24 protein-coding genes are annotated in these 25,029 nt (G+C 63.2%); 5 read left to right on the top strand and 19 right to left on the bottom strand.

Annotation, left to right across the window (positions count from 1 at the left end; translation table 11 throughout):
- Window positions 1-211 precede the first annotated feature (211 nt).
- A complete protein-coding gene (locus tag KP003_RS04725) occupies window positions 212-1,432 on the top strand; it encodes an ammonium transporter (RefSeq protein ID WP_216498368.1) in 1,221 nt (406 codons plus the stop codon).
- Between the two features lie 133 nt (window positions 1,433-1,565).
- Window positions 1,566-2,411 carry a response regulator gene (locus KP003_RS04720; protein ID WP_217300414.1) on the top strand — a complete coding sequence of 282 codons (846 nt, stop codon included), beginning with the start codon at window positions 1,566-1,568 and terminating at the stop codon, window positions 2,409-2,411.
- 53 nt (window positions 2,412-2,464) lie between these two features.
- On the opposite strand, the gene KP003_RS04715 is transcribed toward KP003_RS04720, so the two are convergent.
- Window positions 2,465-3,766, bottom strand: coding sequence for an aspartate aminotransferase family protein (locus KP003_RS04715; RefSeq protein ID WP_217300413.1), 1,302 nt, complete (start codon window positions 3,764-3,766; stop codon window positions 2,465-2,467).
- 199 nt (window positions 3,767-3,965) lie between these two features.
- Between KP003_RS04715 and KP003_RS04710 the strand changes: the two genes are divergently transcribed.
- Complete coding sequence (locus KP003_RS04710) at window positions 3,966-4,238, top strand: PilZ domain-containing protein (protein ID WP_216790795.1); 273 nt, start codon at window positions 3,966-3,968, stop codon at window positions 4,236-4,238.
- Between the two features lie 54 nt (window positions 4,239-4,292).
- Here KP003_RS04710 and hypE read toward each other — a convergent pair whose 3' ends face one another.
- From hypE to KP003_RS04635, 15 genes are all read right to left on the bottom strand, one after another.
- Window positions 4,293-5,303: a hydrogenase expression/formation protein HypE gene (gene hypE / locus KP003_RS04705; RefSeq protein ID WP_216790794.1), complete on the bottom strand. Its 1,011-nt coding sequence runs from the start codon at window positions 5,301-5,303 to the stop codon at window positions 4,293-4,295.
- Window positions 5,304-5,382: 79 nt separating this feature from the next.
- Window positions 5,383-6,474, bottom strand: coding sequence for a hydrogenase formation protein HypD (hypD, locus tag KP003_RS04700; protein WP_216790792.1), 1,092 nt, complete (start codon window positions 6,472-6,474; stop codon window positions 5,383-5,385).
- On the bottom strand, window positions 6,471-6,701 hold the full coding sequence (locus KP003_RS04695; protein ID WP_216498374.1) for a HypC/HybG/HupF family hydrogenase formation chaperone: 231 nt from the start codon (window positions 6,699-6,701) through the stop codon (window positions 6,471-6,473). The genes hypD and KP003_RS04695 overlap by 4 nt, the downstream gene beginning before the upstream one ends.
- 176 nt (window positions 6,702-6,877) lie before the next feature.
- Window positions 6,878-9,145, bottom strand: coding sequence for a carbamoyltransferase HypF (gene hypF / locus KP003_RS04690; protein ID WP_216790790.1), 2,268 nt, complete (start codon window positions 9,143-9,145; stop codon window positions 6,878-6,880).
- Window positions 9,146-9,166: 21 nt separating this feature from the next.
- Complete coding sequence (gene hypB, locus KP003_RS04685) at window positions 9,167-10,024, bottom strand: hydrogenase nickel incorporation protein HypB (protein WP_216498376.1); 858 nt, start codon at window positions 10,022-10,024, stop codon at window positions 9,167-9,169.
- 18 nt (window positions 10,025-10,042) lie between these two features.
- A complete protein-coding gene (locus KP003_RS04680) occupies window positions 10,043-10,225 on the bottom strand; it encodes a twin-arginine translocase TatA/TatE family subunit (protein ID WP_216498377.1) in 183 nt (60 codons plus the stop codon).
- 164 nt (window positions 10,226-10,389) lie between these two features.
- The gene (locus KP003_RS04675) at window positions 10,390-10,875 is read right to left on the bottom strand and encodes a HyaD/HybD family hydrogenase maturation endopeptidase (protein ID WP_216498378.1); all 486 of its coding nucleotides are present in this window, start codon (window positions 10,873-10,875) and stop codon (window positions 10,390-10,392) included.
- 289 nt (window positions 10,876-11,164) lie between these two features.
- Window positions 11,165-12,844: a nickel-dependent hydrogenase large subunit gene (locus tag KP003_RS04670; RefSeq protein WP_216498379.1), complete on the bottom strand. Its 1,680-nt coding sequence runs from the start codon at window positions 12,842-12,844 to the stop codon at window positions 11,165-11,167.
- A 34-nt stretch (window positions 12,845-12,878) separates the two neighbouring features.
- Complete coding sequence (gene hybB, locus KP003_RS04665) at window positions 12,879-14,210, bottom strand: Ni/Fe-hydrogenase cytochrome b subunit (RefSeq protein ID WP_216498380.1); 1,332 nt, start codon at window positions 14,208-14,210, stop codon at window positions 12,879-12,881.
- Window positions 14,210-15,136: a hydrogenase 2 operon protein HybA gene (gene hybA, locus KP003_RS04660; protein WP_217300412.1), complete on the bottom strand. Its 927-nt coding sequence runs from the start codon at window positions 15,134-15,136 to the stop codon at window positions 14,210-14,212. Before hybA ends, hybB begins: the two co-directional genes overlap by 1 nt.
- Complete coding sequence (locus tag KP003_RS04655) at window positions 15,120-16,229, bottom strand: hydrogenase small subunit (RefSeq protein ID WP_216498382.1); 1,110 nt, start codon at window positions 16,227-16,229, stop codon at window positions 15,120-15,122. Before KP003_RS04655 ends, hybA begins: the two co-directional genes overlap by 17 nt.
- Before the next feature lie 215 nt (window positions 16,230-16,444).
- Complete coding sequence (hypA, locus tag KP003_RS04650) at window positions 16,445-16,777, bottom strand: hydrogenase maturation nickel metallochaperone HypA (RefSeq protein ID WP_216498383.1); 333 nt, start codon at window positions 16,775-16,777, stop codon at window positions 16,445-16,447.
- Between the two features lie 64 nt (window positions 16,778-16,841).
- Window positions 16,842-17,762 carry a sensor histidine kinase gene (locus KP003_RS04645; RefSeq protein WP_216498384.1) on the bottom strand — a complete coding sequence of 307 codons (921 nt, stop codon included), beginning with the start codon at window positions 17,760-17,762 and terminating at the stop codon, window positions 16,842-16,844.
- A 358-nt stretch (window positions 17,763-18,120) separates the two neighbouring features.
- On the bottom strand, window positions 18,121-19,488 hold the full coding sequence (locus tag KP003_RS04640; protein WP_217300411.1) for a sigma-54-dependent transcriptional regulator: 1,368 nt from the start codon (window positions 19,486-19,488) through the stop codon (window positions 18,121-18,123).
- 27 nt (window positions 19,489-19,515) lie between these two features.
- Window positions 19,516-21,360 carry an MEDS domain-containing protein gene (locus KP003_RS04635; RefSeq protein ID WP_217300410.1) on the bottom strand — a complete coding sequence of 615 codons (1,845 nt, stop codon included), beginning with the start codon at window positions 21,358-21,360 and terminating at the stop codon, window positions 19,516-19,518.
- A gap of 219 nt (window positions 21,361-21,579) precedes the next feature.
- Here KP003_RS04635 and KP003_RS04630 point away from each other — a divergent pair, with 219 nt between their 5' ends.
- On the top strand, window positions 21,580-21,861 hold the full coding sequence (locus tag KP003_RS04630) for a hydrogenase maturation nickel metallochaperone HypA (protein WP_216498387.1): 282 nt from the start codon (window positions 21,580-21,582) through the stop codon (window positions 21,859-21,861).
- Window positions 21,862-21,998: 137 nt separating this feature from the next.
- Here the strand turns inward: KP003_RS04630 and KP003_RS04625 are convergent, their stop codons facing one another.
- Both KP003_RS04625 and rsgA read right to left on the bottom strand, forming a co-directional pair.
- Window positions 21,999-22,721: a spermidine synthase gene (locus KP003_RS04625; RefSeq protein ID WP_216498388.1), complete on the bottom strand. Its 723-nt coding sequence runs from the start codon at window positions 22,719-22,721 to the stop codon at window positions 21,999-22,001.
- 18 nt (window positions 22,722-22,739) lie between these two features.
- Window positions 22,740-23,660, bottom strand: coding sequence for a ribosome small subunit-dependent GTPase A (rsgA, locus tag KP003_RS04620; protein WP_217300409.1), 921 nt, complete (start codon window positions 23,658-23,660; stop codon window positions 22,740-22,742).
- A gap of 298 nt (window positions 23,661-23,958) precedes the next feature.
- Between rsgA and KP003_RS04615 the strand changes: the two genes are divergently transcribed.
- Entirely contained in the window at window positions 23,959-24,396 is a 438-nt protein-coding gene (locus KP003_RS04615; RefSeq protein WP_216498390.1) for a GSU0071 family protein, read from the top strand.
- On the opposite strand, the gene KP003_RS04610 is transcribed toward KP003_RS04615, so the two are convergent.
- On the bottom strand, window positions 24,345-25,001 hold the full coding sequence (locus KP003_RS04610) for an HAD family hydrolase (RefSeq protein WP_216790774.1): 657 nt from the start codon (window positions 24,999-25,001) through the stop codon (window positions 24,345-24,347). The two genes, KP003_RS04615 and KP003_RS04610, sit on opposite strands and share 52 nt — an antisense overlap.
- Between the last annotated feature and the right edge of the window lie 28 nt (window positions 25,002-25,029).

Genomic DNA, 25,029 nt, shown 5'->3' with positions numbered 1-25,029 from the left:
AAATTTACCTGCTGACCGTTTACAGGTCAACCTTTAAATCCTGCCCACGCCTTAAGCACCAATGCCTATTTTCCGGGCATCTTTCCGCCGCACTCTCATTAGCCCCGGACCGTCCCGCTCGTAATTTCAAGGGCATAACGGCTTGGCAGACTGCTTGCTTGTGTCTGGCGTTCTCCAACGACGGGGAGCGAGATACCAACGGAGGTAGTAAATGAACGGGATGTCAACGATGACGACTCTTGCCAACAGTAGCGATGTACTTTTCCTGATGCTCGGGGCGGTCATGGTGTTCGCCATGCACGCTGGATTCGCCTTCCTCGAAGTGGGAACGGTGCGTCAGAAGAACCAGGTCAACGCCTTCGTGAAGATCCTGACCGACTGGTCCGTCTCCACCGTGGTCTACTTCCTGGTCGGCTTCCCCATCGCCTACGGCATCAGCTTCCTGAAGCCGGTGAAAGAGCTCCTCGGGCCGAACCAAGGCTATGACATCACCCACTACTTCTTCCTGCTCTGCTTCGCGGCCTGCATCCCGGCCATCATATCCGGCGGCATCGCCGAGCGCGCCAAGTTCTGGCCGCAGGTAGTGGCAGGAGCCGTTTTCGCCGGCCTCACCTACCCTCTCTTCGAATCTCTCATCTGGGGCCAGAACTGCTCCGCGCTGCAGGGGCTCTTCAAGCAATTCGGCGGCGCCGAGTTCCACGACTACGCCGGCTCCGTGGTGGTGCACTCCATCGGCGGCTGGCTGGCCCTTCCCGCGGTCCTGATCCTCGGGCCGCGCATGGGGCGCTACCTCAAGGGTAAATCCCACCCGATCCCGATCAGCAACATTCCCTTCCTGGCCCTTGGCTCCTGGATACTCGCCATAGGGTGGTTCGGCTTCAACGTCATGAGCGCCGGGCACCTGGACAAGATCTCCGGCATCGTCGCCGTCAACTCGCTTATGGCCATGGTGGGCGGGGTGCTGGCGGCCCTCATCGCCGGCAAAAACGACCCGGGCTTCGTGCACAACGGAGCACTCGCCGGGCTCATCGCCGTTTGCGCAGGCTCGGACATCATGCACCCCCTCTTCGCCTTCGTGACCGGCGCCATCGCCTCGGTGATCTTCGTGTACGGCTTCCACATCGAGCAGGAGAAACTCAAGATCGACGACGTCCTGGGCGTCTGGCCGCTGCACGGCATCATCGGCTCCTGGGGGGGTATCGCCGCCGGCATCTTCGGGCAGGAGGCGCTGGGCGGCCTGGGTGGCGTCACCATCGTCTCGCAGTTCCTGGGCTCGCTCTGCGCCATCGCCTTCGCCCTGATCAACGGCTTCATCGTCTACGGCCTTCTCGCCAAGACCGTGGGGATCAGACTCAGCCAGGAGGAAGAATTCGCCGGTGCCGACCTCTCCATCCACAGCATCGGCGCTTACCCGGAGGAGCACATCCGCTAACCCGGTACGGACGTTCCCGCTAAGATCGAGGCCCCCAAAAGGGGCCTCTTTTTTTTGTTTTGTATTTTCACGGGAAGAATGTATTATTTGCGATGTTAATAAATTCTAATTACCGTAAAAGGCGTACCTTATCATGAAGATACCCTTGGGGCAGTTGCTGGTTCAATCCGGCATCATAACGGTAAAGACACTGGATCGGGCCTTGTCGCGGCAGAAGAGCTGCGGCCTGAGGCTTGGTGGAGTGCTCCTGGAGATGGGAGTGATTACCGATGAGGAACTGCTCGAGGCGCTGGGCCAGCAGTCGGGACTGGAGACGGTTAAGAGGATCCCGCTCGACCACTTCTCGCCGGAGCTCCTGGCCCTGGTTCCCGGCGAACTCGCCATGGCGAAGCAGCTGTTTCCGCTCAGGCAGCAGGACGGGGCACTGTTTGTCGCGGTGGGGGACCCGCTGGACGGCGCGACGCTGCGGCAGTTGGAGCGCGGCAGCTCGCGACGCATCGTGCAGTTGCTGGCTACCCCGGACGAGATCAAGAACGCGGTGAAGCTGTATTACCGCCAGGCCCAGGCGCTCGCGGAAATGAAGATCCTGCTGGTGGACGACCCGGCGGCCATGAACTGCGATGTTGAAGGGGCCCTCAGGAAGGAGGGATACCAGGTCTTCATCGCGCGGGACGGGGTGGAGGGGCTGAAGATCGCTTTCTCCCAGAAACCCGACCTGATCCTGTGCGACGCCACCTCCCCGAGGATGGACGGCTACGCCCTGATGCGCGCCATCAAGGCCAACCCAGCCAGCGCCGGAACCCCGATGATCCTGCTCACATCAAAGGCATCTCCCGAAGAGGAGCACCGTGCCCTCAAGGCCGGGTTCCATGACTTCATCGCCAAGCCGGTGATGACCATCCGCGTGGTCTCCCGCGTCAAGCGTGCTTTCGAGATCATGGACAAGTACCGCGAGCCTCAACCGGCTCCCCCCGCCTGAGCAGATTCGCCCAGCTTCCCGGCAGCACCGCCTGTTGCTGCCGGGATCCCTTCCTAGGAATTCTTTCTCCTGGTCAGCTCGATCAACGCATCGGAAAATTTCCCCAGCGCCTCCTTCAGTTCTGCGTCTTTCACGTTCAGAGGCGGTATCAGACGGACCACGTTGCGTTTCAAACCGCAACCGATCAGGATCACCCCCTTGGCCAGACACTCGTCGATCAGGTTTTGGCAGAGCCTGCCGTCAGCGGCACCCGCCTCGTCCACGAACTCCACCCCGACCATGCACCCCATCCCCCTTACCTCGCCGACGCTCGGGTTGTGCATGGCCACCTCCTGCAGGTAGGAAACCATCTTGGCGCCGGCCACACAGGCGCGATCCAGGAGCCCCTCGTCCTTGATCACCCGCAGTGTAGCGAGAGCGGCGGCGCAGGAGACCGGGTTCCCGCCGAACGTCGAGCCGTGGGAGGGGGAATCCCATTTCGTCATGAGCTCTTTAGAAGCGACCACCGCCCCCAGCGGCAGACCGGAGGCGAGCGCCTTGGCGGTGACCAGGATGTCCGGGTGCACCCCGGCATGTTCGCAGCAAAACCACTTCCCGGTCCGGCCTATCCCGGACTGCACCTCGTCGAAGATGAGCAGGATGCCGTACTCGTCGCAGATTTTTCGCAACCCCTTGAGGTAGGTCCTGGGAGCCGGGTAGTACCCCCCCTCGCCCAGAAACGGCTCGACGATGATGGCAGCAACCTCCTCGGGGGGTATCTGGCGCTGGAAGAGCCGGTCGATCTCCTCGAGGCATTTCCCGCCGCAGGCCTCGGCGTTCATGCCACAGGAACAGATGAAGCAGGCTGGATAGCTGACCTGGTACACGGAAGGTAACAAAGGGTGGTAGCGCCTGCGGTAGGCTGATGAGCTGCTGGTAAGTGACAGTGCCCCCATGGTGCGGCCGTGGAAGGCGCCGGTGCAGGAGATGATGGCCTGGCGGCCGCTGGTGTAGCGCGCCACCTTCAAGGCTCCCTCGACTGCCTCGGCACCGGAATTGCCGAAGAAAAGCATGTTCAACCCGTGGGGCGTGACCGAGACGAGTTCTTCCGCTGCCGCGATGGTGGCTTCGCTGTAGTAGATGCCGCCGGCATGGAGATACCGATCGGTCTGCTCATGGACGGCCTGTATCACCCTGGGGTGGTTGTGTCCCAGGTTGAGCACGGCCAGCCCTGAGGAGAAATCGAGGAAGCGCCGGCCATCCTTGGATACCACCTCGGTCCCGCTGCCGTGGGCAATGGTGATCGGGTAATAGTGATGCGCCGGCGGCGCCATGACAGCCAATGCCCTTTGAACCAGCCTGTCGTCCTCGATCATCGTGCACCCCCGAATCAACATTAACGAAGACAAATGAAGAGTAGATGATAGCAGAGTCATGAGGGTGCGCAACACCACCCTTAATCCCTACGGAGAACTTTTTTCGCGGCTGTTGCAAACAGAAAAGATTAGACTACACTAACGTCTGTGCCAAAAACGCCGGTCAAAAAACCAATGAAGGACAAAAAAAGGAGGGGCGATGTACAAGGAAAAAAGAAACTTCGCCAGGCTGGCCTTACACGCGAAAGCGAACCTCCACCAGGGAGAGCGCACCATCGAGGGAGAGGTCGAAAATCTCAGTATGAAGGGTGTGTTCGTGACGGCGGCACGGAAGCTGGAACTCAACGACACCGTGGCCGTTACCATCTATCATACGCTGACGCCGCAGGTGCTCTGTGACTTGAAAGCGAAGGTGGTCAGGGTCACCGACCAGGGGATGGGACTCCAATTTGAAAAGACCCTTCTCGACTGAGAAGGGTCCCGATATACCTGCCTGCAAAGGGGGAGTTGGTCGAGACGTAGCGCCTCAGCAGATGCGCGGCAGTTGTTCCCCTGCCAGCATCTCCACTCCCCTCACTCCACCAACGACGGTTTCCATCTGCACCTTGCCGGACGAAGTCCCGGTGACCTCGCCGATGACGGCGGCATCCTCTCCGAGAGGGTGCCGGCGCATCACCGCCAGGGCCTCCTCGGCCCGTTCCGGCGCCACGAATGCCAGCAGTTTCCCTTCGTTCGCCACGTAGAGCGGGTCGAGCCCGAGGATGGAGCAGACCCCCTTGACCCCCGGGTTGATGGGGAGGCTCTTCTCGTCCAGGGTAACGGTCACCCCCGACTGCAGGGCGATCTCCTTAAGGGTGGTCGCCACGCCGCCGCGGGTGGGGTCGCGCAGCACGTGCAGCGCGCTCCCCAGCGGCAAGAGGCTTGTCACAAGGCCGTTGAGCGCGGCCGAATCGCTTTGGATGCCGCTGTCGATCTCGAGCCCTTCCCGGGCCGAGAGGACGGCGATGCCGTGGTCGCCGATGCAGCCGTTGACGATGACCTTGTCGCCGACCTGCGCCGAGGCGCCGTCGATCTGCAGGTTGTGCTCGATAGCCCCGATGCCGCTGGTGTTGATGAAGATGCGGTCCCCCTTGCCCTTCGGGACCACCTTGGTGTCGCCGGTGACGATGGCGACCCCGGCGGCCTCAGCCGCCTCGCGCATGGAGGCGAGGATGCGGGCGAGCTCCTCCTTGGAGAAACCTTCCTCGAGGATGAAGCCGACGGACAGGCACAACGGACGCGCTCCCATCATGGCTAGGTCGTTGACCGTGCCGTTGATGGCCAGATCGCCGATGTTGCCGCCGGGGAAGAAGATCGGATCGACCACGTAGGAGTCGGTGCTGAAGGCGAGCTTGATGCCGCCGATGTTGAGCAGTGCCGCGTCGTTCTGTCCTGCCACCGGCACGCTGGAGAGTTGCGGGATGATCAGTTCCTCCAGTAGCTGGTGCGAAAGCCTGCCGCCGCTGCCGTGGCCCAGGAGGATGAGGTCGTTGTTCAAGAGGTTCTCCTTTTTCTGTCGGACTTGTCTGACGGGTCTGACCAGTCGGACAGGTCAGAGTCGGACTTTTTTTGCCGGCCTAGCGGCCGTACTTGTACGCGGCGGCGCAGGTCCCTTCCGAGGAGACCATGCAGGCGCCGACGGGGGACTCGGGCGTGCACTTGCCGCCGAAAAGGGGGCAGTCGAAGGGGGAAACCTTCCCCTTCAGGATCTCGCCGCACAGGCACCCCTTGTGCTCCTTCAACTCCTCCACCTGCACCGGTATGGCCAGCTCGGCGTCGAAGGCGGCGTACTTGTCGGCGATCCTCAGGCCGCTCCCCGGCAGCACGCCGATGCCGCGCCAAGGGGCGTCGAACGGGGTGAAGACGTCGGCCAGCATGGCCTGCGCCTTGGCGTTTCCTTCCCAGCGCACCACGCGCGAGTACTGGATCTCCACCTTGCTCTCGCCTGCAAGCGCCTGGCGCACCAGCAGCTCCACCCCCTGCAGCACGTCGGCGGGCTCGAATCCGGTCACAACGCAGGGGACCTTGTACTCCTCGCACAGGAAACGGTAGGCGTCGGCGCCGATGATGGCGCTGACATGGGCCGGGCAGATGTAGCCGTCGACCTGGAGCTCCGGGTCGGCCGACAGGATGGCCATCGGCTGGGGCATGGTCTTGTGCGAGGCGAGCACGAAGTAGTTCGTCACCCCCTGCGCCTCGGCAGCCAGGATGCTCCCGGCGATGGTGGGGGCGGTGGTCTCGAAGCCTACGCCCAGGAACACCACGCGCTTCCCCGGGTTCCTGGCCGCAATCTGCACGGCGTCCAGCGGCGAATAAACGACCCTGATGTCGGCACCCTTGGCGCGCTCCTCCATGAGCGAGGAGCTGGAGCCGGGCACGCGCAGCATATCGCCGAAAGTGGTGATGACCACGTCCGGGAGACGGCACAGGGCGATGGCCCGGTCGAGGTAGCTGTTGGGGGTGACGCAGACCGGGCACCCCGGGCCGGAGATGAGCTTCACCTGCGGGGGGAGCAGGCTTCTCAGGCCGAACTGGTAGATCGCCATGGTGTGCGTGCCGCAAACTTCCATGAAGACCAGCGGCTTGTCCAAGCCTTTGGTCAGCTCGGCGATGCGACGCGCCAGCCCCTGCACGAGTTCCTTGTCGCGAAAGCTGTCCGAATAGTTCATCCCATCAACTCCGGCGAGTAGACTTCACGCATCAGTTCCAGGGTCGCCTTGGCGTCCTCCTCGTCCAGTTTCGAGATGGCGAAGCCGGCATGCACGATAACGAAATCGCCGACCTTCACTTCCTGGTCCAGCATCATGAGGCTCGCCTCGCGCTTCACGCCGTCGACCTCGGTCATGGCGAAATCGCCATCAATGCTGATCACCTGCATCGGTACACCTACACACATCTTCAGACTCCTTTTTACAAATGGCTGAACCGGCAAAATATCGTTGTAGATCCCCCCTCCCGTCAAGGGAGGGGAGCGCGTCCCTGTAGGGGCGAATAATCATTCGCCCCCCTTAGTCGCACCTGCGCCGTTCATGGCATGCGCGGTGGTCGGGGAACGGGCGGCTGGGCCATCCCTTATGTTTCCTGAAGAAACCTGGCGGCGATGACCGCCTGGCCCAGGGCAAGACCGCCGTCGTTTGGTGGCACCAGCCGGTGGCAATAAACCTTGAACCCGGACGCGGCAAGCTTGTCCGCCACATCTTCGGTCAACAGCCGGTTCTGAAACACACCGCCGGAGAGGACCACCCGATCCTGCCCGCTTGCCGTCCTGATCCCACCGCAGACCTCCACGATTCCCGCGGCGACGGTGCGGTGGAAGGCGCGGGCGATATCGGAGCGGTTCCTGCCGGTGGCAAGATCGGAACAAATCGCCGCGACGGCCGGGCCGAAATCCAAGACTCCCCCATCGGTCACCAGGTACGGGTACGGCTCGCTCGGACTCCCCGTCTCCGCCAGCGCCTCCAGCTCGATGGCGGCCTGCCCCTCGTAGCTGATCCGGTGCCGTACCGAGAGGAGTGCCGAGACGGCATCGAAGAGCCTGCCGCAGCTCGAAGTGAGCGGGGCGTTGATCCCCTTCTCCAGCATCTTCAGAAACAGCGGGCGGTCACCCTCCTGCACCTGTCCGCAGACGGCGAGCGGCTGGCGGAACAACCCGTCGCCGTGCAACCGGTACAGCGCCGAGAGCGCCATGCGGTACGGCTCCTTCACCGCCGCGTCACCCCCGGGCATGCGGAGCTGGGCGAAGTGCCCACGCCGCTCGAAGCCTTGGTAGCCTCCCACCAGGAACTCGCCCCCCCAGATGGTGCCGTCGCTGCCGTAGCCGGTCCCGTCCAGGATCACCCCGATGGTCTCTCCGTCCAGACCGTTTTCGGCCATGCAGGAAGCCATGTGGGCGTGGTGGTGCTGCACCGCGACACAGGGCAGTCCCAGCCCCTGTCCATAGACGGTGGAGAGGTAGTCCGGGTGCAGGTCGTGGGCGACCAGTTCGGGGCCGATTTCCAGAAGACGCTGCAAGTGCACCGCACTTTCCTCCAGCGAGGACATGGTGGCTGCGTTCTTCAAATCACCAATGTGCTGGCTCAGAAAGCCCCGGTTTCCCCGGGTGAGGCAGAGGGTCGCCTTCAGCTCCGCCCCCAGCGCCAGCACGCTCGCCTGTTCGCCCGGAAGCGCCAGCGCCCGCGGCACGTAACCGCGCGAGCGGCGCAAAAAGAGTGGTTCGCCCCGGTAGAGGCGGATTACGGAGTCGTCGGTCCGGGTGTGGATCTCGCGATCGTTGGTCAGAAAGAGGTCCGCGATCCCCGAGAGCATCCGGAGCGCCTCGTCGTCGCGATAGGCGATCGGCTCGTCCGAGAGGTTGCCGCTGGTCATCACCAGCGGTCCGCCAAAGCCGTGCGCCAGCAGGTGTTGCAGCGGGTTCCCCGGGAGCATGAAGCCGAACCAGCCGTTGCCGGGTGCCACTGGTTCCGCTATCGGCGTCTGCGGCCGCTTCCGCATCAGGACGATGGGACGTTCCACGCCCGACAGGAGCCTTCCTTCCAGCTCGGAGCACTGCACGAAGCTGCGCACCGAGTCGAGGTCGGCCGCCAGCATTGCGAACGGTTTTTCGTCCCGCTTCTTGCGATGGCGCAACAGCCCCACCGCTGCCTCGTTGCAGGCATCGACCGCCAGGTGGTACCCCCCCACCCCTTTCACCGCGACGATGCGCCCTTCCCTGAGCGCGGCAAGTGCCCTCTCAAGAGGATCGCCGGCGACTACGGCGCCGGCGCGATCGACGAGACTCAGGCGGGGCCCGCAGACCGGGCAGGCGTTGGGCTGGGCATGGAAGCGGCGGTTCAGGGGATCGTGGTATTCGGCCAAGCAGTTGTCGCACATGGCGAAGCCGGCCATGGTCGTGGCAGGGCGATCGTAGGGGATGCCAGTGATGATCGAGTAGCGCGGGCCGCAGTTGGTGCAGTTGATGAACGGGTAGAGGTAGCGCCGGTTGCCGGGGTCGAAGAGTTCGGCCAGGCAGTCGTCGCAGACGTTGCAGTCGGGAGAGATCTCGCCCCCCGTCCCCGCCTTGGCGCTGTCCAGGATGACGAATCCCTCCCCACCTGCAGGCGCGAGGTTCTCGATCTTGAGCGATCCGATCACGGCCAGCGGGGGCGCCTCGTCGCGCAGGGCGTGGCAGAAGGCGAGCAGGTCGCCCCCCTCCCCTTCCGCTTCGATCTGGACCCCTTGCCCGGTGTTGCGCACCCATCCGGAGAGCCTGAAACGCAGGGCGAGACGGTACACGAAGGGGCGGAAACCCACCCCCTGCACGATGCCGTCGATCTCCAGGCTGGCGCGCTCGCGTGAAGTCATCTCGTTACCGAAAGGTCCGGGCTAGGCCTTGGACCGCTCCATCCCTTTCTTGAGCCAGGCGTACCACTCGTCCATCCCCTCACCTGTCTTGCTGGAGACCTCGAGGATATGGATACCCGGGGAGACGCGGCGCGCCATCTCCTTGCACTTCTCGACGTCGAAGTCGAGGTACGGGAGCAGGTCGACCTTGTTGAGCAGCATGATGTCGGCGGCATGGAACATCTGCGGGTACTTGAGCGGCTTGTCCTCGCCCTCGGTGACGCTTAGGACCACCACCTTGTGGTGCTCGCCGAGATCGAAGGAGGCGGGGCAAACCAGGTTGCCGACGTTCTCAATCAGGAGCAGGTCCAGGTGGTCCAGGTCGAAGCTCTCCACGGCGTGCAGCACCATGTGTGCATCGAGGTGGCAGCCGGCGCCGGTGTTGACCTGCTTCACCGGGACGCCGGTGGCGGCGATGCGCATGGCGTCGTTATCGGTCTGCTGATCACCCTCGACCACCGCGCAGCGGCAGGTGTCGGAGAGATCCTTCAGCGTCCGCTCCAGGATGGTAGTCTTGCCCGAACCGGGTGAGGAAACGAGGTTCAGTACGAACAGGCCCTTCTCCCGGAACAGCGCGCGGTTGCCCGAAGCCATCCTGTTGTTCTTGGCAAGGATGTCGGTCTCGATCACGACCTTTCGGGCAGGCTGCTCCTCGCCGGCATGCTTGTGGTCATGCTGGTGTTTATGCCCCTCTCCGTGCTGATGGCCATGGTCATGGTCATGCCCGTGATGGTGGTCGTGACCGTGGTGGTGCCCATGGCCGTGTCCGTGATGGTCGTGGTCATGATCGTGGTCATGATCGTGGTCGTGGTTCGGGCCGCAGCCGCAGTCTACGCACATATCGGTTCAACCTCCGGTCTAGCCTTCTTTCTTCTCGTTCTTCTCGTTGATCTGGACCACGTCCTCGCCGTTCATGGCCTTCTTGAAGCCCCTGATGCTGCTCCCCAGCGCCTGTCCGAACTGCGGCAGTTTGCTGGGACCGGCCACCACCAGGAGGATGACGGCGACGATGCACAACTCGGGCAAACCAAATCCAAACATATCGTTTCTCCTTTTCACGCTGATCCGCTGACCGAATCAACTGTTTTCCCAACATCCGTCCACATTACCTCTCCCGCTGGGAGAGGGTCAGGGTGAGGGAACACAGCCGACAGAGCCCTCACCCGCCCTTCGGGCACCCTCTCCCGGAGGGAGAGGGACGAGAGCTAAGCAGCTTTTCTTCTGAGTTCCACACCGACTTTCGCCAGTTCTTCAACGACGAGCGCGGCCACCTTCTCGAGCCCGGCCTGAAGCGGCGGGGTGAGCTGGTCGCCCGGGTCGAGCGACTTCGCCACGATGCCGAAGAAGGTGAGGTCGGGTTTAGGGGCGTCGCGCATCTCGGAGATCAGGAGCATCTCCTGCAGCCCGATCTGGTGCGGCGACATCTTCACCGGGATGTTCTTCAGCATGATATCTTCGCGCTCGTAGCGGAAGATGTCGCCCGGCTCCCCCTTGGCTTGCACCACGTCCACCAGGATGACCTTGTCGGCCTCCTCGAACTTGAAGTGCACCATGATGCCGAGGGTCCCGCCGTCGTAGAGTTCGACGTTGTCCGGTATCTGGTAGTGCTGCTCTAAATGTCTGACGAAATGTACGCCGAACCCCTCGTCGGAGAGGATCAGGTTGCCGGCGCCATAGATGAGGACCTGCATGTAACCTCCAGAAAAAAAGAAAGGCCGGGGGGAAAACCAGGGGCTAGAGGCTAGGGACTGGGGGCTAGCAAAACCAGGCTCTAAATTAAACGAGTAAAGGCGGCGGCACAAGCTTTTTTCGCTGCTGCGCACCCCTTAAGCCTTTTGATTTTGCCCTGTCTTTACCGCCCCCAACCCGAACATCCCTAACCGCTTGTCTTCCCGTCCCGGCCCTTGATTCGGGGAGCCGGGGAGCGGGAACCAGTCGCCTTTTCCAGCCCCTAGCCCCCTCTCCCCAGCCCCTGTTTTTCTACAGCACCTTCACCTTGGTGATTTCCGCCCCTTCCGGGTCCACGGTGTGGACGGCGCAGGCGATGCACGGGTCGAAGGAGTGGATGGTACGGAGCACCTCGAGCGGCTTGCTGGCGTCCGCGATCGGGTTCCCCATCAGGGACGCCTCGTACGGCCCCATCTCGCCCTTGTCGTTTCTGGGCGCCGCGTTCCAGGTGGAGGGAACGACGGCCTGGTAGTTCTCGATCTTCTTGTTCTTGATCACGATCCAGTGGGACAGGGTGCCGCGCGGTGCCTCGTGGAAGCCGACACCGCGGTACTCGCCTTTCGGGATCACGGTGTGGTTCGCGTAGGTCTGGTCGCCGGACGCGATGTTGGCGATCAGCTTGTCCAGGTTCTCCAGCGACAGGTCGGCCATGACGTGGGCGCGGGCGCCGCGGCAGAAGAGACGGCCCATGGTGGAGTGGATGTCCTTCAGGGAGATCCCCAGGGTGGATACCGCGCCGTCCACGAGTTTCTTCACCTTCGGGTTGCCCGCGGCGTAGGCCGCCATGATCTGGGCCGGCGGGCCGACCTGGACCGGCTTGCCGTCGAGGGTCGGAGCCTTGCACCAGGAGTACTTGCCGTTTTCCTTGAAGTCGGTGTAGTCCGGCTTGGTCTCGCCGTCCCACGGGTGCAGGGTGCCGTTACCCTCGTACCAGGCGTGGGTTACGTTCTCCTTGATGTTCTTGATCAGGTAGTCGTCGCGGTGATCCTTGACCATCCTGATGCCGCCGATGTTGCCGCCCATGACCACGCCGCCCGGAAGCATGAACTTCGTGTTCTTGGTGTCCTCCGGGAACTCCGGCACCGCCATGTAGTTGGTGACGCCCGCGCCGTACTTGAACCAGTCCTTGTAGGCGCCGGCGATGGCGAGGAGGTCCGGGTAGTAGACCTTCTGGACGAAGTCGCGGGTCTCTTCCATCAGGGTCCGCAGGTAAATCAGGCGCTCCATGTTCAGGGTAGCGATGTTCTCGGTGTTGATCGCGGTGGCGACGCCGCCGACCACGAGGTTCTGGATGTGCGGGTTCTTGCCGCCGAGGATCGCGGTGGCCTGGGAGGCCTTTCTCTGGTAGTCGAGCGCCTTCAGGTAGTGGGCGACCGCCATCAGGTTCACTTCCGGGGAGAGTTTCATGGCCGGGTGACCCCAGTAGCCGGTGGCGAAGATGCCGAGCTTGCCGCCTGCGACGAAGGCCTTCAGTTTGTCCTGGACCGCCTTGAACTCCTTCTCGGAGTTGCCCGGCCAGTCGGAGATGCTCTGCGCGATCTGCGCGGTCTTCTTGGGATCGGCCTTCAGCGCGGAGACGATGTCGACCCAGTCCAGAGCCGAGAGGTGGTAGAAGTGGACGATGTGGTCCTGTACCGAGTGCTGCGCGATCATGATGTTACGGATGTACTGTGCGTTCAGCGGCACCTCGACGTCGAGGGCGTGCTCGACGGCGCGGATGGACGAGATGGCGTGCACGGTGGTGCAGACGCCGCAGAAACGCTGCACGAAGCTCCAGGCGTCCTCCGGGGCGCGCCCCTTGAGGATGACCTCGATGCCGCGCCACATCTGGGCGGAGGACCAGGCATTGGTGACCTTGCCGCCGTTTGCTTCGACATCGATCCTCAGATGTCCTTCGATTCGGGTGATGGGATCAAGCGTGATTCTAGACATTTATTCCTCCAAAAGGCTAATTGCTTAATTAATGTTAGTGCGCGTGCGCCTCGGTCTGCGGCAGCGGCTTCTCCGCCCCCTTGTGCTTCTTCGCATGCCCCTTCTTCTTGTGTCCGCCGTGCAGGTCCATGTTGGGGAGGACCGGGAACAGTGCCACGAAGACCTTGTAGCCCAGGATCTCCAGGGCCACGATGCCGACCGTGATCATCACCTCGGCGAAGGAGGGGAAGTACTTCCAGCCCTGGCCCGGGTTGAAGCCGATCAGGTAGACGTTGAAGCGGTACAGGGCGCCGCCCAGAACGATCATGGATGCCGAGATGAAGAGCCAGCGCGCCGACCTTCTGCACTTCTTGAAGAATAGAATCAGCGAGCCGCCGGCGACCAGCAGGAACTCGGTCATGAACCAGCCGGAGTAGAAGTCGCCCTTCAGCGCCGCGTGAATCTGGCCGCGGTAGGAGAGGTCGCCGATCACGACGGTAAGCCAGATCACGGTGACGAACGGGATCAGGCCGGCCAGGCCGGAGAGTTCCTCGATCTCGAAGGGACGCTTGAAGGAGTAGCTCGAGATGATCGACTCGAGGATGGCGATGGAGTAGCCGATGAAGACGCAATTCAACAGGAACAAAAGCGGCAGGAAGCCGGTGTGCCAGAGCGGATGCAGCTTGGTCGAGGCGATGAGGAGCAGGCTCCCCAGCGAGGACTGGTGCATGGTCGGCAGCGTGATGCCCAAAACGATGAAGAAGATGAGGACCTTGTTCAGTCGCGGGTTGAGCCAGGCGGCCCCGAGGCGCACCATCTCCAGCTTGTCTTCCATGGTCTTCTTGTCCGGCGCGATTTTCGGGTGCAGCCAGTTGCGGATCGCGTTCATGCGGTCCCACTTGCTCTTTTCGATCGAGGTGAGGATCGCCGGGAGGAACTCCAGGATGAGAACAGTGGAGTAGGCCATGACGCAGAGGGCAACCTCGAACATGGCGGAGTTGGCCTGCCACTTGCTCGGGATGAAGAAGTTGTAGGCGTTCCAGGGACGGCCGAGGTCGACCATGACCGAGAAGCCGGCCAGGCCGTAGCCGAACATGGAGGTGAGGATCGCGGAGCGGATCATCGGGTGGTACTGCATCCGGTTCCGGATGTAGACCAGGATGGCGACCGCGTAGCCGCCGCAGGCGATGGCGGTGCCGGTGGCGACGTCGTAGGTGATCCAGATGCCCCAGGGGTAGCCGTCGCTCATGTTGGAGACGGCGCCGATCCCCTTCACGTAGCGCACGCCCACGAAGTAGAAACCGAGCAGCACGACCGAGAGGAGGATGAAGAAGGATTTGGTAAAGATCTTACCTTCCAGCTTTTGGAATTCTTCGCTGTGTCCCATTACTTATCCCCCTTCTTGTGATCGTCGTCGTGCCCTTGGTGTTTCTTCATGTTCTTCACCGCGATGAAGCAGAGGGTGCTGTACAGGGCAACCGGGGCGATGAAGCCCTTGTAGATGGTGTGCTGGATCTTCTCGGAGAACTCGGCCGGCGCTTCCGGCTTGATCTCGGGAAGACCGAGCTTGTTGAACGGCATGGAGGCCAGGTAGAGGTGGTTGGTGCCCCCCCCTTCATGCTCGCCGTAGACGTGGGCCACGTACTTGTCCGGCGCGTCCTTCAGCCTCTGGTGTGCCTCCTCCAGGAGATCCTTCCTCTTGCCGAACTTGATGGCGCCCGCCGGGCAGGTCTCGGCGCAGGCCGTGATCCCCTTCTCGCGCAGGTTGGTCGCCTTGCACAGGTCGCACTTCACGATCTGCGGCACCGCCTTCTCCCACTGGAACTTCGGGATGTTGTACGGGCAGGCGATCTGGCAGTAACGGCAGCCGATGCAGGTGTTCTTGTTGTAATCGACGATGCCGGAGATCTTCTCCTTGGTCATGGCTGAAACCGGGCAGACCGAAACGCAGGAGGGTTTCTGGCAGTGCATGCAGGAGTACTTCACGTAGCTCCAGCGCTTCTCGCTCTCCTTGAAGAGCTTGATCAGGGTACGGGTCGAGCCGGAGAGATCGCTCGGGGCATCCCACAGGCCGTCCTCGTCGAACTTCGCCTTCTCGTAGGAGAGTGAGCCGTAGTCGGAGTTGACCCTCTTGCAGGCCGACATGCACGCCTTGCAGCCGACGCACTTGGTGGCGTCGTAGAGCATGCCGAGTTCCTCGTTGTTGACCTGGAGTCCCTCGTTGGCCAGGGCGTTACCCGCGCCGCAGGCGAGAAGCCCCGCGCTGGTGGCGCCGGCCAGCTTCAGGAAGTCGCGTCTACTTGTCTTTTTCATGGGCATCCTCCTGCGCCTCACCGCCCGGAAGCTTCTTGGCGAGCATTGCGCCGGCGCCAAGTGCCGCACCTGCCGCGAGTCCGACGAAGCCGGTGGTCAGCGGGTCCGGACCCTTCCCTTTCTCCTTCAGGTCGACCGGGGCGTAGCTGTCGAACGGCGTAGGCTCGTGGATCTGCACCTTCTCGGCAATGGCGGTCTTGAAGAGGATATCCGGCTCGGTGCAGCCGATGCAGGGGTGACCGATGGAAACCGGCCAGGCGCCGACGTCGTTGAAGCGCTGCACGGAGCAGTTGGCGTAGGTGGCGGGACCCTTGCAACCCAGCTTGTAGAGGCAGTACCCCTGGGCGTGGGTCGGGTCGCCGTAGGCCTTGGCGAAGCGGCCGGCGTCAAAGTGCGGACGACGCTCGCAGTGCTCGTGGATCCTCCTGCCGTAGGCGAACTTCGGGCGGCCCAACTGATCGAGCTCGGGCACCTTCTTGAAGGTCAGGTAGTACAGCACGGTGGACAGGAAGTTGTAGGGGTTGGGGGGGCAGCCGGGGATGTTGATGATCGGCTTGTCCTTGATGATGTCCTTCACGCCGACCGCGCCGGTCGGGTTCGGGGAGACGGACTGGATGCCGCCGTAGGAAGCGCAAGTGCCGATGGCGATGATGGCGGCTGCGCCTTCTGCCGCGTGCTGCAGCGATTCGAGGGCGGTCTTGCCGGAAACCTTGCAGAAGATGCCGTTCTGCTTGGTCGGGATGGCCCCCTCCACGACCAGGATGTACTTGCCGTGGTTGGCCTTCATGGAATCGTGCAGCGCCTGCTCGGCCTGGTGGCCGGCGCCGACCATGAGGGTCTCGTGGTAGTCCAGCGAGATCATGTCCAGGATCAGCGTGGAAATGGTCGGGTGGGACGAACGCAACAGCGACTCCGAGCAGCCGGTGCACTCCTGGAAGTGAAGCCAGATCACCGCAGGGTTGCCGTTTTTCTCAACGGCCTCGGCCACCTGCGTATGCATGGCGAAGGGAAGCCCCATCATCGCGGTGGCGGTGACACAGGCCTTCATGAAACTCCTGCGGGTGACCCCTTCGCAAAACATCTCTTCTTTCATAACAAGCCTCCTCGAGATAAATCAAACCGCACGTATACGGCAACACCCGTGCCAATCGAGTAAACAAAATTTGAAAATGTAATACACTGGAATCATTGGCCAAAAAAAATGGCGCCCGCGGAGGTCCTCCGCGCTGCGCCTTTGGTTGCTTCATTTTGTTGGGTACTTCTGTCCCGGTTTTGTATCATTTTGTCCCGAGCGTGATACAAAACGGATCAGGCAAGCTCCAGTTCCTTCACCCTCAGCTCCTCACCCGAGACGACGGAGAGACCGAAGGCACCGCACCCGGGGCAGGGGGAGAAGAGGCTTTGCAGCGGGAATTCGCCGTGGCAGGCAGGGCAGCTCCCGCGCCCTGGCACCTCTTCGATGGTCAGCTTGGCCCCCTCCAGCAGGGTCCCCTTGCTGCAGGCCTCGAAACAGAACTCCACGCTCTCCGGCACCACACCGGATAGCTCCCCGATCTCGAGAACCACCTCCACCACCTTGCGCCCCGCCGCGTGTCCCTCGCAGATCTCCACCACGCTCTGGGTTATGCTCATCTCGTGCATGCCCGCCTCCGATTTTAATGTGAAGGGATGATAGCAGATCGGGCCGCGCAGCAAAAGGGACTTTTCAGGTTATGCACGACTGCAGCGTGAAGTAGAAGGTGGCCCCCTTGTCGATCTCTCCTTCGGCCCAGATGCGCCCGCCGTGGCGGTTGATGATGCGCTGCACGGTGGTGAGGCCGATGCCGTTTCCGGGGTATTCGCTCGAACTGTGCAGGCGCTGGAAGGCGTGGAACATCCGCTCGGCGTTGGCCATGTCGAAGCCTATGCCGTTGTCCTTCAGGAAACAGGTCTTGTCCGAGGCGCTCTCCTGCGCCCCGAACTCTATGCGGGCGGCCTCCCGCATCTGGGTGAATTTCCAGGCGTTCCTCAGAAGGTTTTTCATGGCGATTTCGAGCAGGTTATGGTCGCCGAAGGTGCGGATCCTGGGCTGGATCACGAATTCGACCTTGCGCTGCGGGGTTCCCTGGGCCAGGTCGGCCGCGGTGTCGCTGACTATCTCGGAGAGGTCCACCACCTCCCGCTTCAGGTTCAGGTAGGAAAGCTGGGAGAGCTGCAAAAGTGCCTCGATCAGGTCGTTCATGTGCTGGCTGGACTTGAAGATGCGCTCCAGGTAATCCATCCCCTCCAGGTCGAGCCGTCCGGCGTACTGCTCCTGCAGCGCGCGGGTGAAGCCGCAGATCCTCCTGAGCGGCGCGCACAGGTCGTGGGCCACCGAGTAGTTGAAAGCCTCAAGGTCCCGGTTGATGGATTCCAGCCGCTCGGTCTGCTCGGTGAGCAGGCGCTCCACCTGCTGGGTCAGCAGGCTGATCTCCTCGTTGTTAGGGCGCTCAAGGAGCATGTTGCGAATGGTCTCCAGCGAGTTATGCACGGCCGACTTGAGATCGACCGCGTAAGACGCGTTCAGCATGCTCGACGCTATTTCCTTGTCTATGCTCAAAAAACGCCCCTCCCCGTTGTTCCTCTTTGCCTTGTACGTGTCGGTCATGGGGCACCCCCTGTTGACCTTGCCCCCTTGCGGGGCTCGCCATGTGACGTCTTTCCCGGTGCACCTGGAAGCGGCCGCGGCCGCTTCCCCGAACAGACGTCCCTGCTACCCTGTAAAGATCCCATTTTTCGCCATTGCGACTCGATCCGTCCTGGTACATCAGCAGCAACCGTGCCCATGCCCCCCTCCCGATCTGCCCGCGACATTCCGGCCACTTACCCATGCCGGGTACCAAGCGCGGCGCTGGGACAGGCAACAAAGGTTTACCGTTTTGGTGGCTGAGGGCGCCGAGGCCTTGCTGGCGGCGGATCGGAGGCAGGCAACGTTTGTGGCAGGTGCAACTTCCGTTGCAACCGGTTCAGGCCGACCTCCTCCTGAGCCGGTTGTTGAGGGCTTGCCTGGAGATCCCCAGCAGAGTCGCGGCCTCGCCCTGATTGCCGTTGGACATCCGCAGCGCCTCGCTGATCAGGTGCGACTGCGCCTCCTTTATGCTGGGAAACCCGTTGAAGATGACCGTGACGATCTCGTGCCCCTCAACGGTGAGTCCCTTGCCGGAGGGGGCGCTCATGTTGGTGCGGAAGGCCGCCAGCGAAAGGGGGCCCTTCTCGTGCAGGGCGACTGCGTCGTAGACCATGGCCTGCAGCTCGCGCACGTTCCCCGGGAAGTGGTACCGCTGCAACAGCCGCGGCAGCTCGGAAGGGTACCATGGTCGCTTTTTCCCCATCTGCCGGGAGGCCAGGGTCACGAAATGTTCCAGCAGCAAGGGGATGTCCCCCTGCCTCTCCCTAAGCGGCGGGATGTGGAGCCGGTGGCAGCTCAGCCGGTAGTAAAGGTCTTCGCGCAACTTCCCCTGCTCCAGAAGCTGCTTCAGGTCCCGGTTGGTGGCCACCACGATGCCAGCGTCCGTTTTCGCCGCCACATCGCAACCAAGCGGCAGGTACTCGTGCTCCTGGATCAGCCGCAGCAGTTTGACTTGGGCGCCCTCGCGCAGGTCGCCGATTTCGTCAAGGAAGAGGGTCCCCCCCGCAGCCTTCCTGATCAGCCCCTCGCGGTTCTCCTGGGCGCTGGTGAAGGCCCCCTTGCGGTGGCCGAACAACGTGTCGGAGAAGACGGCATCGTCAAGCCCCGCCACGTTCACCGTGACCATCGCCCCCTTTTTCCCCGAGCAACGATGCACCGCCTCGGCGAAGAGCTCCTTGCCGACGCCGGTTTCCCCGGTGATCAGCACCGGCTGCCCGGTATGGGAGACCGCCTGGGCCCGTTTCATGAGCCGCAGCATCTGCGGGTCCTCGGTGACGATGTCGGGGAAGGGCATGCGCCGCCGACGCAGCCGGTTCTCGTCCTCGGATAGCCCCAGCGCGCGTTCGATGGCAGCGAGGAAGAGCGCGTTGTCGATCGGCTTCAACAGGTAGTCGCAGGCCCCGGCACGCATGCAGGAAACCGCCTGCCCCACCTCGGCCAGGCCGGTGATGATCAACACCGGCAGATGCGGAAATTCCTCGACCAGGCGGGGCAAAAGATCACGCCCGGTTACGGTGGGAAGCGCCAGGTCCAGGACCACCAGGGCCGCCTCGTTGCGGCGCAGGTAGAGAACCAGCGTCTCGCCGTCGTCGAAAGTCAACACAGGCCCGACGCCGTGCCCCTGCAAAAGCGCCCGGTAGATCTGCAGCATCTCCTGGTCGTCATCCACCACCACTACTGCCGGCGTCGCTTCGTTGCTTTTCATGACCAGCCTCTCTGCCTTAAGGCGTCGCTAGACCTGGAAGTAGAGGGTCCCCCCCTTCCCTGCCTGCTCCGCGCTCCAAATCCGCCCCCGATGCAGGTTGATGATGCGCTGTACCGTGGCGAATCCGATGCCGCGGCAACTTCCTTCCGGACCGCTCCCGCCGCCGGTCGCCTCACACAGGCTCGCGCTCAGCCGGGGGCCGTTGTCGCTCACATAGCAACTGCGCTCCCCCTCGACCTGCGCGGTGCCGAACTTGATCACCGGGTGTTTGACGCCGATGGTGCAGTGCCAGGCGTTCCCCAAAAGCTGCTCCATCGCCAGCCGCAGCATGTCCTTGTCGCCGGTGACCGTCACCCCATCCTCGATCCGGAAATCGACCGGGCGTTGGGCGTGGTCGCTTAGCTGGGCCGCGATCTCCGATGCCATGGCGCTCAGGTCCACCTCCACCGGCTGCAGCTCCGCCGCGGTCAGCGCGGTCATGCGCTCCAGGGCGGCGACGGCCCCGGAAAGCTCCCGCGCCGCGGCGCCGATGTCCTCCAAAAGCTCGCGGCAGGGAGGGTCGAGCTGGCTTTTGTTGAGCTTTTGCAACCTGCCGCAATCCCCGCTGATCCGTGCCAGCCGCGCCCCCAGATCTTGGGACACCGCCTGTCCGATGGCCTCAAGCTCCGCGGTGCGGGCCTCCAGCTCTCCCTTTAGCGCCCTGAGCCCGTTCTCCGCCTGCACCCTCGGGGTCACGTCCAGCCCGATGATCCAGTTCACCCACCCCGTGATCGGCACGTAGCGCGAGATGTTGGACCAGGAGATGAGTTTGGGGGAGCCATCCCTGCAGCGGAGATTCCATTCCCGCCCCCGGTAGTCCCCCCCCTGCGGCGGGTGCGCCGACACCACATCCTCGCGTAGCGCACCGTCGACCTGGAGCAGCTCCAGCATCGGTTTCCCCATCACCTCCTCGCCCCGGTAGCCGGTCACCCGCTCGAACTCGTGGTTGCAGGCGGCCAGGCGATCGGCATTGTCAAAGGCCATCATGACCGCCGGGAGATGCTGCAGGATGGTCTGCAGGCGCCTGCGGTTGGCGAGGAGCGCCTCGTCCTTCTCGTGGATCTCCTGTTCGCTGGCCCGCAAGGTGTCCTCTTCCTGCCAGTTCTCGTAGATCTTGCGGGCCAGGGCCGCATAGGCCTGCTCCAGTTCCTGCTTGAGCCGCTCCGTTTCCGCCTCCACCATGGTGATGCGCTGGGAGGCGGCCAAAAATACGTCCAGTTCGCACACCGCAGCCTTCTTGCGCGGCTGCGCCCCCGGCGGGATGAACAGCGGGTTGCCGCAGACCCTGCCGCCGCTGACCACCCCCGGGTGGATGCGGGCCAGTTCCAGGAGCAGTTCCGGGCTGAACAGCCGCCGGTCGTACAGGCAGAGCAACGCCGTATCGTGTTCCGCTGCAAACGAGGTGAGGTCGCGTTCGAACCGGTTCAAAAGCTCCAGCGACTTGGCGTCCTTCACCGCCCAGGCCATGTCGCAGATGATCCGGGTCCCGCTGAATCCCTCGGCCGCGGCGCCAGCACAGATGTTGCGCAAAAGCTCCAAGACCCGCTCCTGCCTGAACGTCCCTCCCCTGAGCCAGGTCTGCTTCACCGGCAGCAGGACCAGCGCGCCTGAGTCCTGTTTCTGTACCTCGACTACGTTTTGCAGCAGCCGCTCCAGCTTCTGCTGGGCGGCGTTCAGGTAGACGCAGCGCTCCCCTATCGCCACCCCCTTCTGGATGAAGTGGAGCACCAGGTTCAGCACCTCTGTCTCTTCCTGGTACAGCAGGCAGAGGTGATCGTGGCTGTTGACGATTCCGATGTCTGCGATTTCCACGCTCGGTTTCTCTTCTTCCATCTGGGTCGTCTCCTCGCTCGCGGATTTACATTAAAAAACACCAACACAATATACTGGAAGCGGGCGCCTTTGCAATAAGCCGAGGGGCGAATTTAGCGACTGTCGGGGGTGGAAATCGTTTGGTAAGCGCGGTTTTTTGACCGAGGTCAAGGAAGGCGGGAGCGGCGCCGTGCTAGCCTGCGGCACGCTGGTGAACCAAAAAGAAACAAGGGAGGAAGGATGTGCGATTGCGGTTCGGGTAGCTCCAGGAGCGGTGGCCCCTACGCTACGGGAAGGGAACTGGTTGAGTTTGTACTGGCGGCTCACGGCGGGCGGGTGGCATGTTCGCCGCTGCCCAACGCGCTGGAGGTACGATGCCAGGAATGCGGCAGGGAGTTCGTGCTGCGGACGTTCGTGCAGGGGTGCCCCTCCTGCGGCGGCGTGCACGCGGTGTCCCCCCCGAGGGCGAACGATCCCGCCGCGGTGCAGTACGCGGGCGCCGATTTCGGCGCGGCCGCCTGAGGATAGGGGGCAGCGGTGGGCGGTGCCCTGCGGCTGGCAGGGAGACTTTCGCCTCCCCTCTCCCTCAGGGAGAGGGGGGTGGGGGTGAGGGCGCGGGAGAGTCGGGGGCGGTTGGAATTGTTAGCTGGAGGTACCTGTCACCGGCGGGACGGCCGTTTCGGGCGCCCTTCCGGACGAGATTCAGGACGGGCCGCCAGGCGGGCCAGGTAGACGACGTGCCGCAGTCCGCCGCGGCCGGGACGGTCGCAGGTGACCGAGAAACCGGCCTGGCGCAGGCGCTTGTCGAAGCCCTGGTCGTAGTTTTCCCCCCAGACGGCAAACACGCCGCCGGGCTTTAGGGCCCCCTTGCTCATCTCGATGGCGATCTCGCCGTAGAGCGGGTCCGCTATCTTGTCCGTCTTGGCATGGGGGCCGGTGTAGAGATCGAGCACGATGGCGTCGAAGCTGCTTTTCTGCATGGCGCTTCGCCTGATCACGTCGGCCACGTTGGCGATCTCCACTTCGACCCGGGGATCGTCGGCCGCCCCGGCGGTGAGCGGCGCCAGCGGTCCGCGGCACCACTGCAGGACCACCGGGTTCAGTTCCGCCACCAGCACGCTCGCCTTCTCCGGCAACTGGTCCAGCACCGCCCGCAGGGTGATCGCCATCCCCAATCCCCCCACCAGCACCCGGGGCGCCGCCTCGTGCTTCAGATGGCCGCAGGCCACCTCCCCCAGCGCCACCTCCGACCGGTGCAGAGAGCTGTTCATCAGCACCAGTCCGTTCACGGTGATCAGGAAATCCCGCTCGCCGCGCTGTCTCAGTTCCAAGATCCCGTCGCCGGTGCTCACGCTTTGCAATACTTTCCAGGGTACGGCCATGTATCTCCTCTTTACTCTCTATTTCTTCCAGTTGCGCCGCAGCGCCTCCTCTTCCAGCGCCTCGACCTCGCCCAGGAGCACCAGGTAGGTCTGGTAGCGTTCCTCGCTGATCCCCCCCGAGGTGACCTCGTCGCGCACCGCGCATCCCGGCTCCTGCCGATGGCGGCAGTCGTTGAACCGGCAACGGTGGTCCTGCAGCGACTCGAAGCCGGGAAACCAGGCGGCAAGCTCCTGCACGGTGATGTCCACGAGGCCGAAGTCCCTAAAACCCGGGGTATCCACCAGTTCGCCGCCGCCGGGAAGGGCGTGCAGGGACGAAACGGTGGTGGTGTGCCTGCCGGTCCAGTTGTAGTCGGAGAGCGCCCCGACCTTCAGGTTGAGCTCGGGGCAGAGCGCGTTCATCAGGGAGCTCTTCCCCACCCCGGTGGTGCCGACGAAGGCGCCCCGGTGCCCCTGGCGCAGAAAGTCCCGCAGCGGCTCGATGCCGGCTCCGGTGACGGCGCTCAAGGGGAACAAGGGAAGGATGCCGTCGTAGACCGAGCCGATCACCCTGCCAAGCTCTAAGGCCTCGGGAAGGTCGCACTTGTTGAGGACGACGAAGGGGGCCAACCCGGCGGTGCGGGCGGCGACGATGGCGCGGTCCAGGAATCCGGAGGGGGTGCCGGGAGCGAGTACCACGCCGAGCACGTCGAGGTTGGCGGCGACCAGGTGGATGCCCCCGCGGGCGTCACGCCGGCTCAGCTCGGTCCTCCTGGGGAGCCTGTGCAGCACCTCGCCGAGCACCGTGACCCCGTCGCCGACCACGTGCCCCGAGTTGCGCTTCACCTTCACCATGCGCCGCTCGCCCGTCTCAAAGAGCACCTCTACAGCAACCCCGAAATGGGAGACGATGAGCCCCTGCTCGGCCAGGCCTTTCCCGTGCTGATGTTTGTTCCCCATACCCCTCCAGATCGAAGTTTCAGGCAGTTGCGCCGCGATTCCCTTCAAGACAGGCTCCGAGAGTACGGCAGGAGCAGAAAGTTGTCAACTAAAGCAAAGTTGCGCCGATAAATGGGACAGATACGCAAGGGGAGAGCTGTTGACACCTAGGCTCTTTTGCACCATAGTTTTCCTTATGCAAGGCTCGACCTCCGCCGATGCCAGAGCCCTTTCCCCCTACTTGATCCGAAGGGCGAATGAACGCCCCTCACATAGAGATCCGACCGGATGCAGGAACAGGCATCCAAAGGTGGCAGCCATGAGCAAAGAGACAGTGGACGAAGCGATCGACATGTACGTGAAGGAACGGATGGCGAAGGGCAAAGAGAAGGCGAGCACCCATTTCCTGGCCAGCCTGTACCTGAAGGAGCAAAGCGAAGGGATCATCGACTGCATGCGCAGGGTGCGGGGGCTTACCCGCTACTACATGGACCTCACCAAGGTCATGCTCAACCCGTTCAAGGGTCCCGAGGTGGCGTGGCTCTTCTCCATGGTGAACATCGCGGTCTACGCCTGCTTCCTGTTGTCGGTCGAGGAGCAGAGGATGCTGGGCATCGCGCTCCTTTCCGGAACCCTGGTGAACGGAGGCTACCTGATCCACGCCATGACCAGGAAGTGGTGCGACATGCACGTCATGCTGGCCATTTACGACGAGATCGTGCAGATAGCCGACCATGAGCTGGAGACGCTGGCCTGAAGCGCCTGCGCCAGCTCGGCCAGGCTCCCCACCGCGAGGTCGGTGAGCTCGGGCCAGCGGAAGGCGCGGGCAGGATCGACATGAACGGTGCCGGCGCCGGCCGCGCGACCGGTCTGCAGGTCGAAGGCATAATCACCGACCATCACCAGTGCCGCCGGGGAGACTCCCCAGCGGCACGCCAGTTTGTGGATGCCGTCCGGGTCGGGCTTGGCCCGGGCGTCGTCCCGCCCCAGCACGTCCCCTGCCCCGATGAAGGGAGTGAGCCCGATGCGCGACAGGGTGGCCAGTGCGTTTTCCCTGGTGTTTCGGGTGAGGACCCCGATCCGGGTGCCGCGCTCGTGCAACAGCTGCAAAAGCTCCAGCGCCCCCTCGGCCGGTTCCGTCCTTCCCGCCAGCTCTTCCTCGATCGACTGCAAAAGCGCCCGCGCCCGTATCCCCTCCGCCTCGGGTAGCCCGTCCAGGTGCCCCAGGATGTCGCTCCCCTGGGGGACCCCCAGCACGCTCCTTATGTGAACGAAGTCGTGGATGGCCACGGTGAGGGTGCCGTCCAGGTCGAAGACCCAGTGCCTCTTCTGCAATATCCCCTGCCAGTTGTCGTTTCCCATACCACCCTTGTAGCAGATCCCGACAGAT

It is taken from the genome of Geomonas diazotrophica (genome assembly GCF_019063885.1).
GTDB classification, from domain to species: domain Bacteria; phylum Desulfobacterota; class Desulfuromonadia; order Geobacterales; family Geobacteraceae; genus Geomonas; species Geomonas diazotrophica.
This window is presented reverse-complemented; position numbering and strand designations above follow the sequence as displayed.

What these genes read in the sequence shown, in the direction of transcription:
- KP003_RS04725 (WP_216498368.1), top strand. Translation starts at nt 212, where the DNA reads ATGAACGGGATGTCAACGATGACGACTCTTGCCAACAGTAGCGATGTA.
- KP003_RS04720 (WP_217300414.1), top strand. Translation starts at nt 1,566, where the DNA reads ATGAAGATACCCTTGGGGCAGTTGCTGGTTCAATCCGGCATCATAACG.
- KP003_RS04715 (WP_217300413.1), bottom strand. Translation starts at nt 3,766, where the DNA reads ATGATCGAGGACGACAGGCTGGTTCAAAGGGCATTGGCTGTCATGGCG.
- KP003_RS04710 (WP_216790795.1), top strand. Translation starts at nt 3,966, where the DNA reads ATGTACAAGGAAAAAAGAAACTTCGCCAGGCTGGCCTTACACGCGAAA.
- hypD (WP_216790792.1), bottom strand. Translation starts at nt 6,474, where the DNA reads ATGAACTATTCGGACAGCTTTCGCGACAAGGAACTCGTGCAGGGGCTG.
- KP003_RS04695 (WP_216498374.1), bottom strand. Translation starts at nt 6,701, where the DNA reads ATGTGTGTAGGTGTACCGATGCAGGTGATCAGCATTGATGGCGATTTC.
- hypF (WP_216790790.1), bottom strand. Translation starts at nt 9,145, where the DNA reads ATGACTTCACGCGAGCGCGCCAGCCTGGAGATCGACGGCATCGTGCAG.
- hypB (WP_216498376.1), bottom strand. Translation starts at nt 10,024, where the DNA reads ATGTGCGTAGACTGCGGCTGCGGCCCGAACCACGACCACGATCATGAC.
- KP003_RS04680 (WP_216498377.1), bottom strand. Translation starts at nt 10,225, where the DNA reads ATGTTTGGATTTGGTTTGCCCGAGTTGTGCATCGTCGCCGTCATCCTC.
- KP003_RS04675 (WP_216498378.1), bottom strand. Translation starts at nt 10,875, where the DNA reads ATGCAGGTCCTCATCTATGGCGCCGGCAACCTGATCCTCTCCGACGAG.
- KP003_RS04670 (WP_216498379.1), bottom strand. Translation starts at nt 12,844, where the DNA reads ATGTCTAGAATCACGCTTGATCCCATCACCCGAATCGAAGGACATCTG.
- hybB (WP_216498380.1), bottom strand. Translation starts at nt 14,210, where the DNA reads ATGGGACACAGCGAAGAATTCCAAAAGCTGGAAGGTAAGATCTTTACC.
- hybA (WP_217300412.1), bottom strand. Translation starts at nt 15,136, where the DNA reads ATGAAAAAGACAAGTAGACGCGACTTCCTGAAGCTGGCCGGCGCCACC.
- KP003_RS04655 (WP_216498382.1), bottom strand. Translation starts at nt 16,229, where the DNA reads ATGAAAGAAGAGATGTTTTGCGAAGGGGTCACCCGCAGGAGTTTCATG.
- hypA (WP_216498383.1), bottom strand. Translation starts at nt 16,777, where the DNA reads ATGCACGAGATGAGCATAACCCAGAGCGTGGTGGAGATCTGCGAGGGA.
- KP003_RS04645 (WP_216498384.1), bottom strand. Translation starts at nt 17,762, where the DNA reads ATGACCGACACGTACAAGGCAAAGAGGAACAACGGGGAGGGGCGTTTT.
- KP003_RS04640 (WP_217300411.1), bottom strand. Translation starts at nt 19,488, where the DNA reads ATGAAAAGCAACGAAGCGACGCCGGCAGTAGTGGTGGTGGATGACGAC.
- KP003_RS04635 (WP_217300410.1), bottom strand. Translation starts at nt 21,360, where the DNA reads ATGGAAGAAGAGAAACCGAGCGTGGAAATCGCAGACATCGGAATCGTC.
- KP003_RS04630 (WP_216498387.1), top strand. Translation starts at nt 21,580, where the DNA reads ATGTGCGATTGCGGTTCGGGTAGCTCCAGGAGCGGTGGCCCCTACGCT.
- KP003_RS04625 (WP_216498388.1), bottom strand. Translation starts at nt 22,721, where the DNA reads ATGGCCGTACCCTGGAAAGTATTGCAAAGCGTGAGCACCGGCGACGGG.
- rsgA (WP_217300409.1), bottom strand. Translation starts at nt 23,660, where the DNA reads ATGGGGAACAAACATCAGCACGGGAAAGGCCTGGCCGAGCAGGGGCTC.
- KP003_RS04615 (WP_216498390.1), top strand. Translation starts at nt 23,959, where the DNA reads ATGAGCAAAGAGACAGTGGACGAAGCGATCGACATGTACGTGAAGGAA.
- KP003_RS04610 (WP_216790774.1), bottom strand. Translation starts at nt 25,001, where the DNA reads ATGGGAAACGACAACTGGCAGGGGATATTGCAGAAGAGGCACTGGGTC.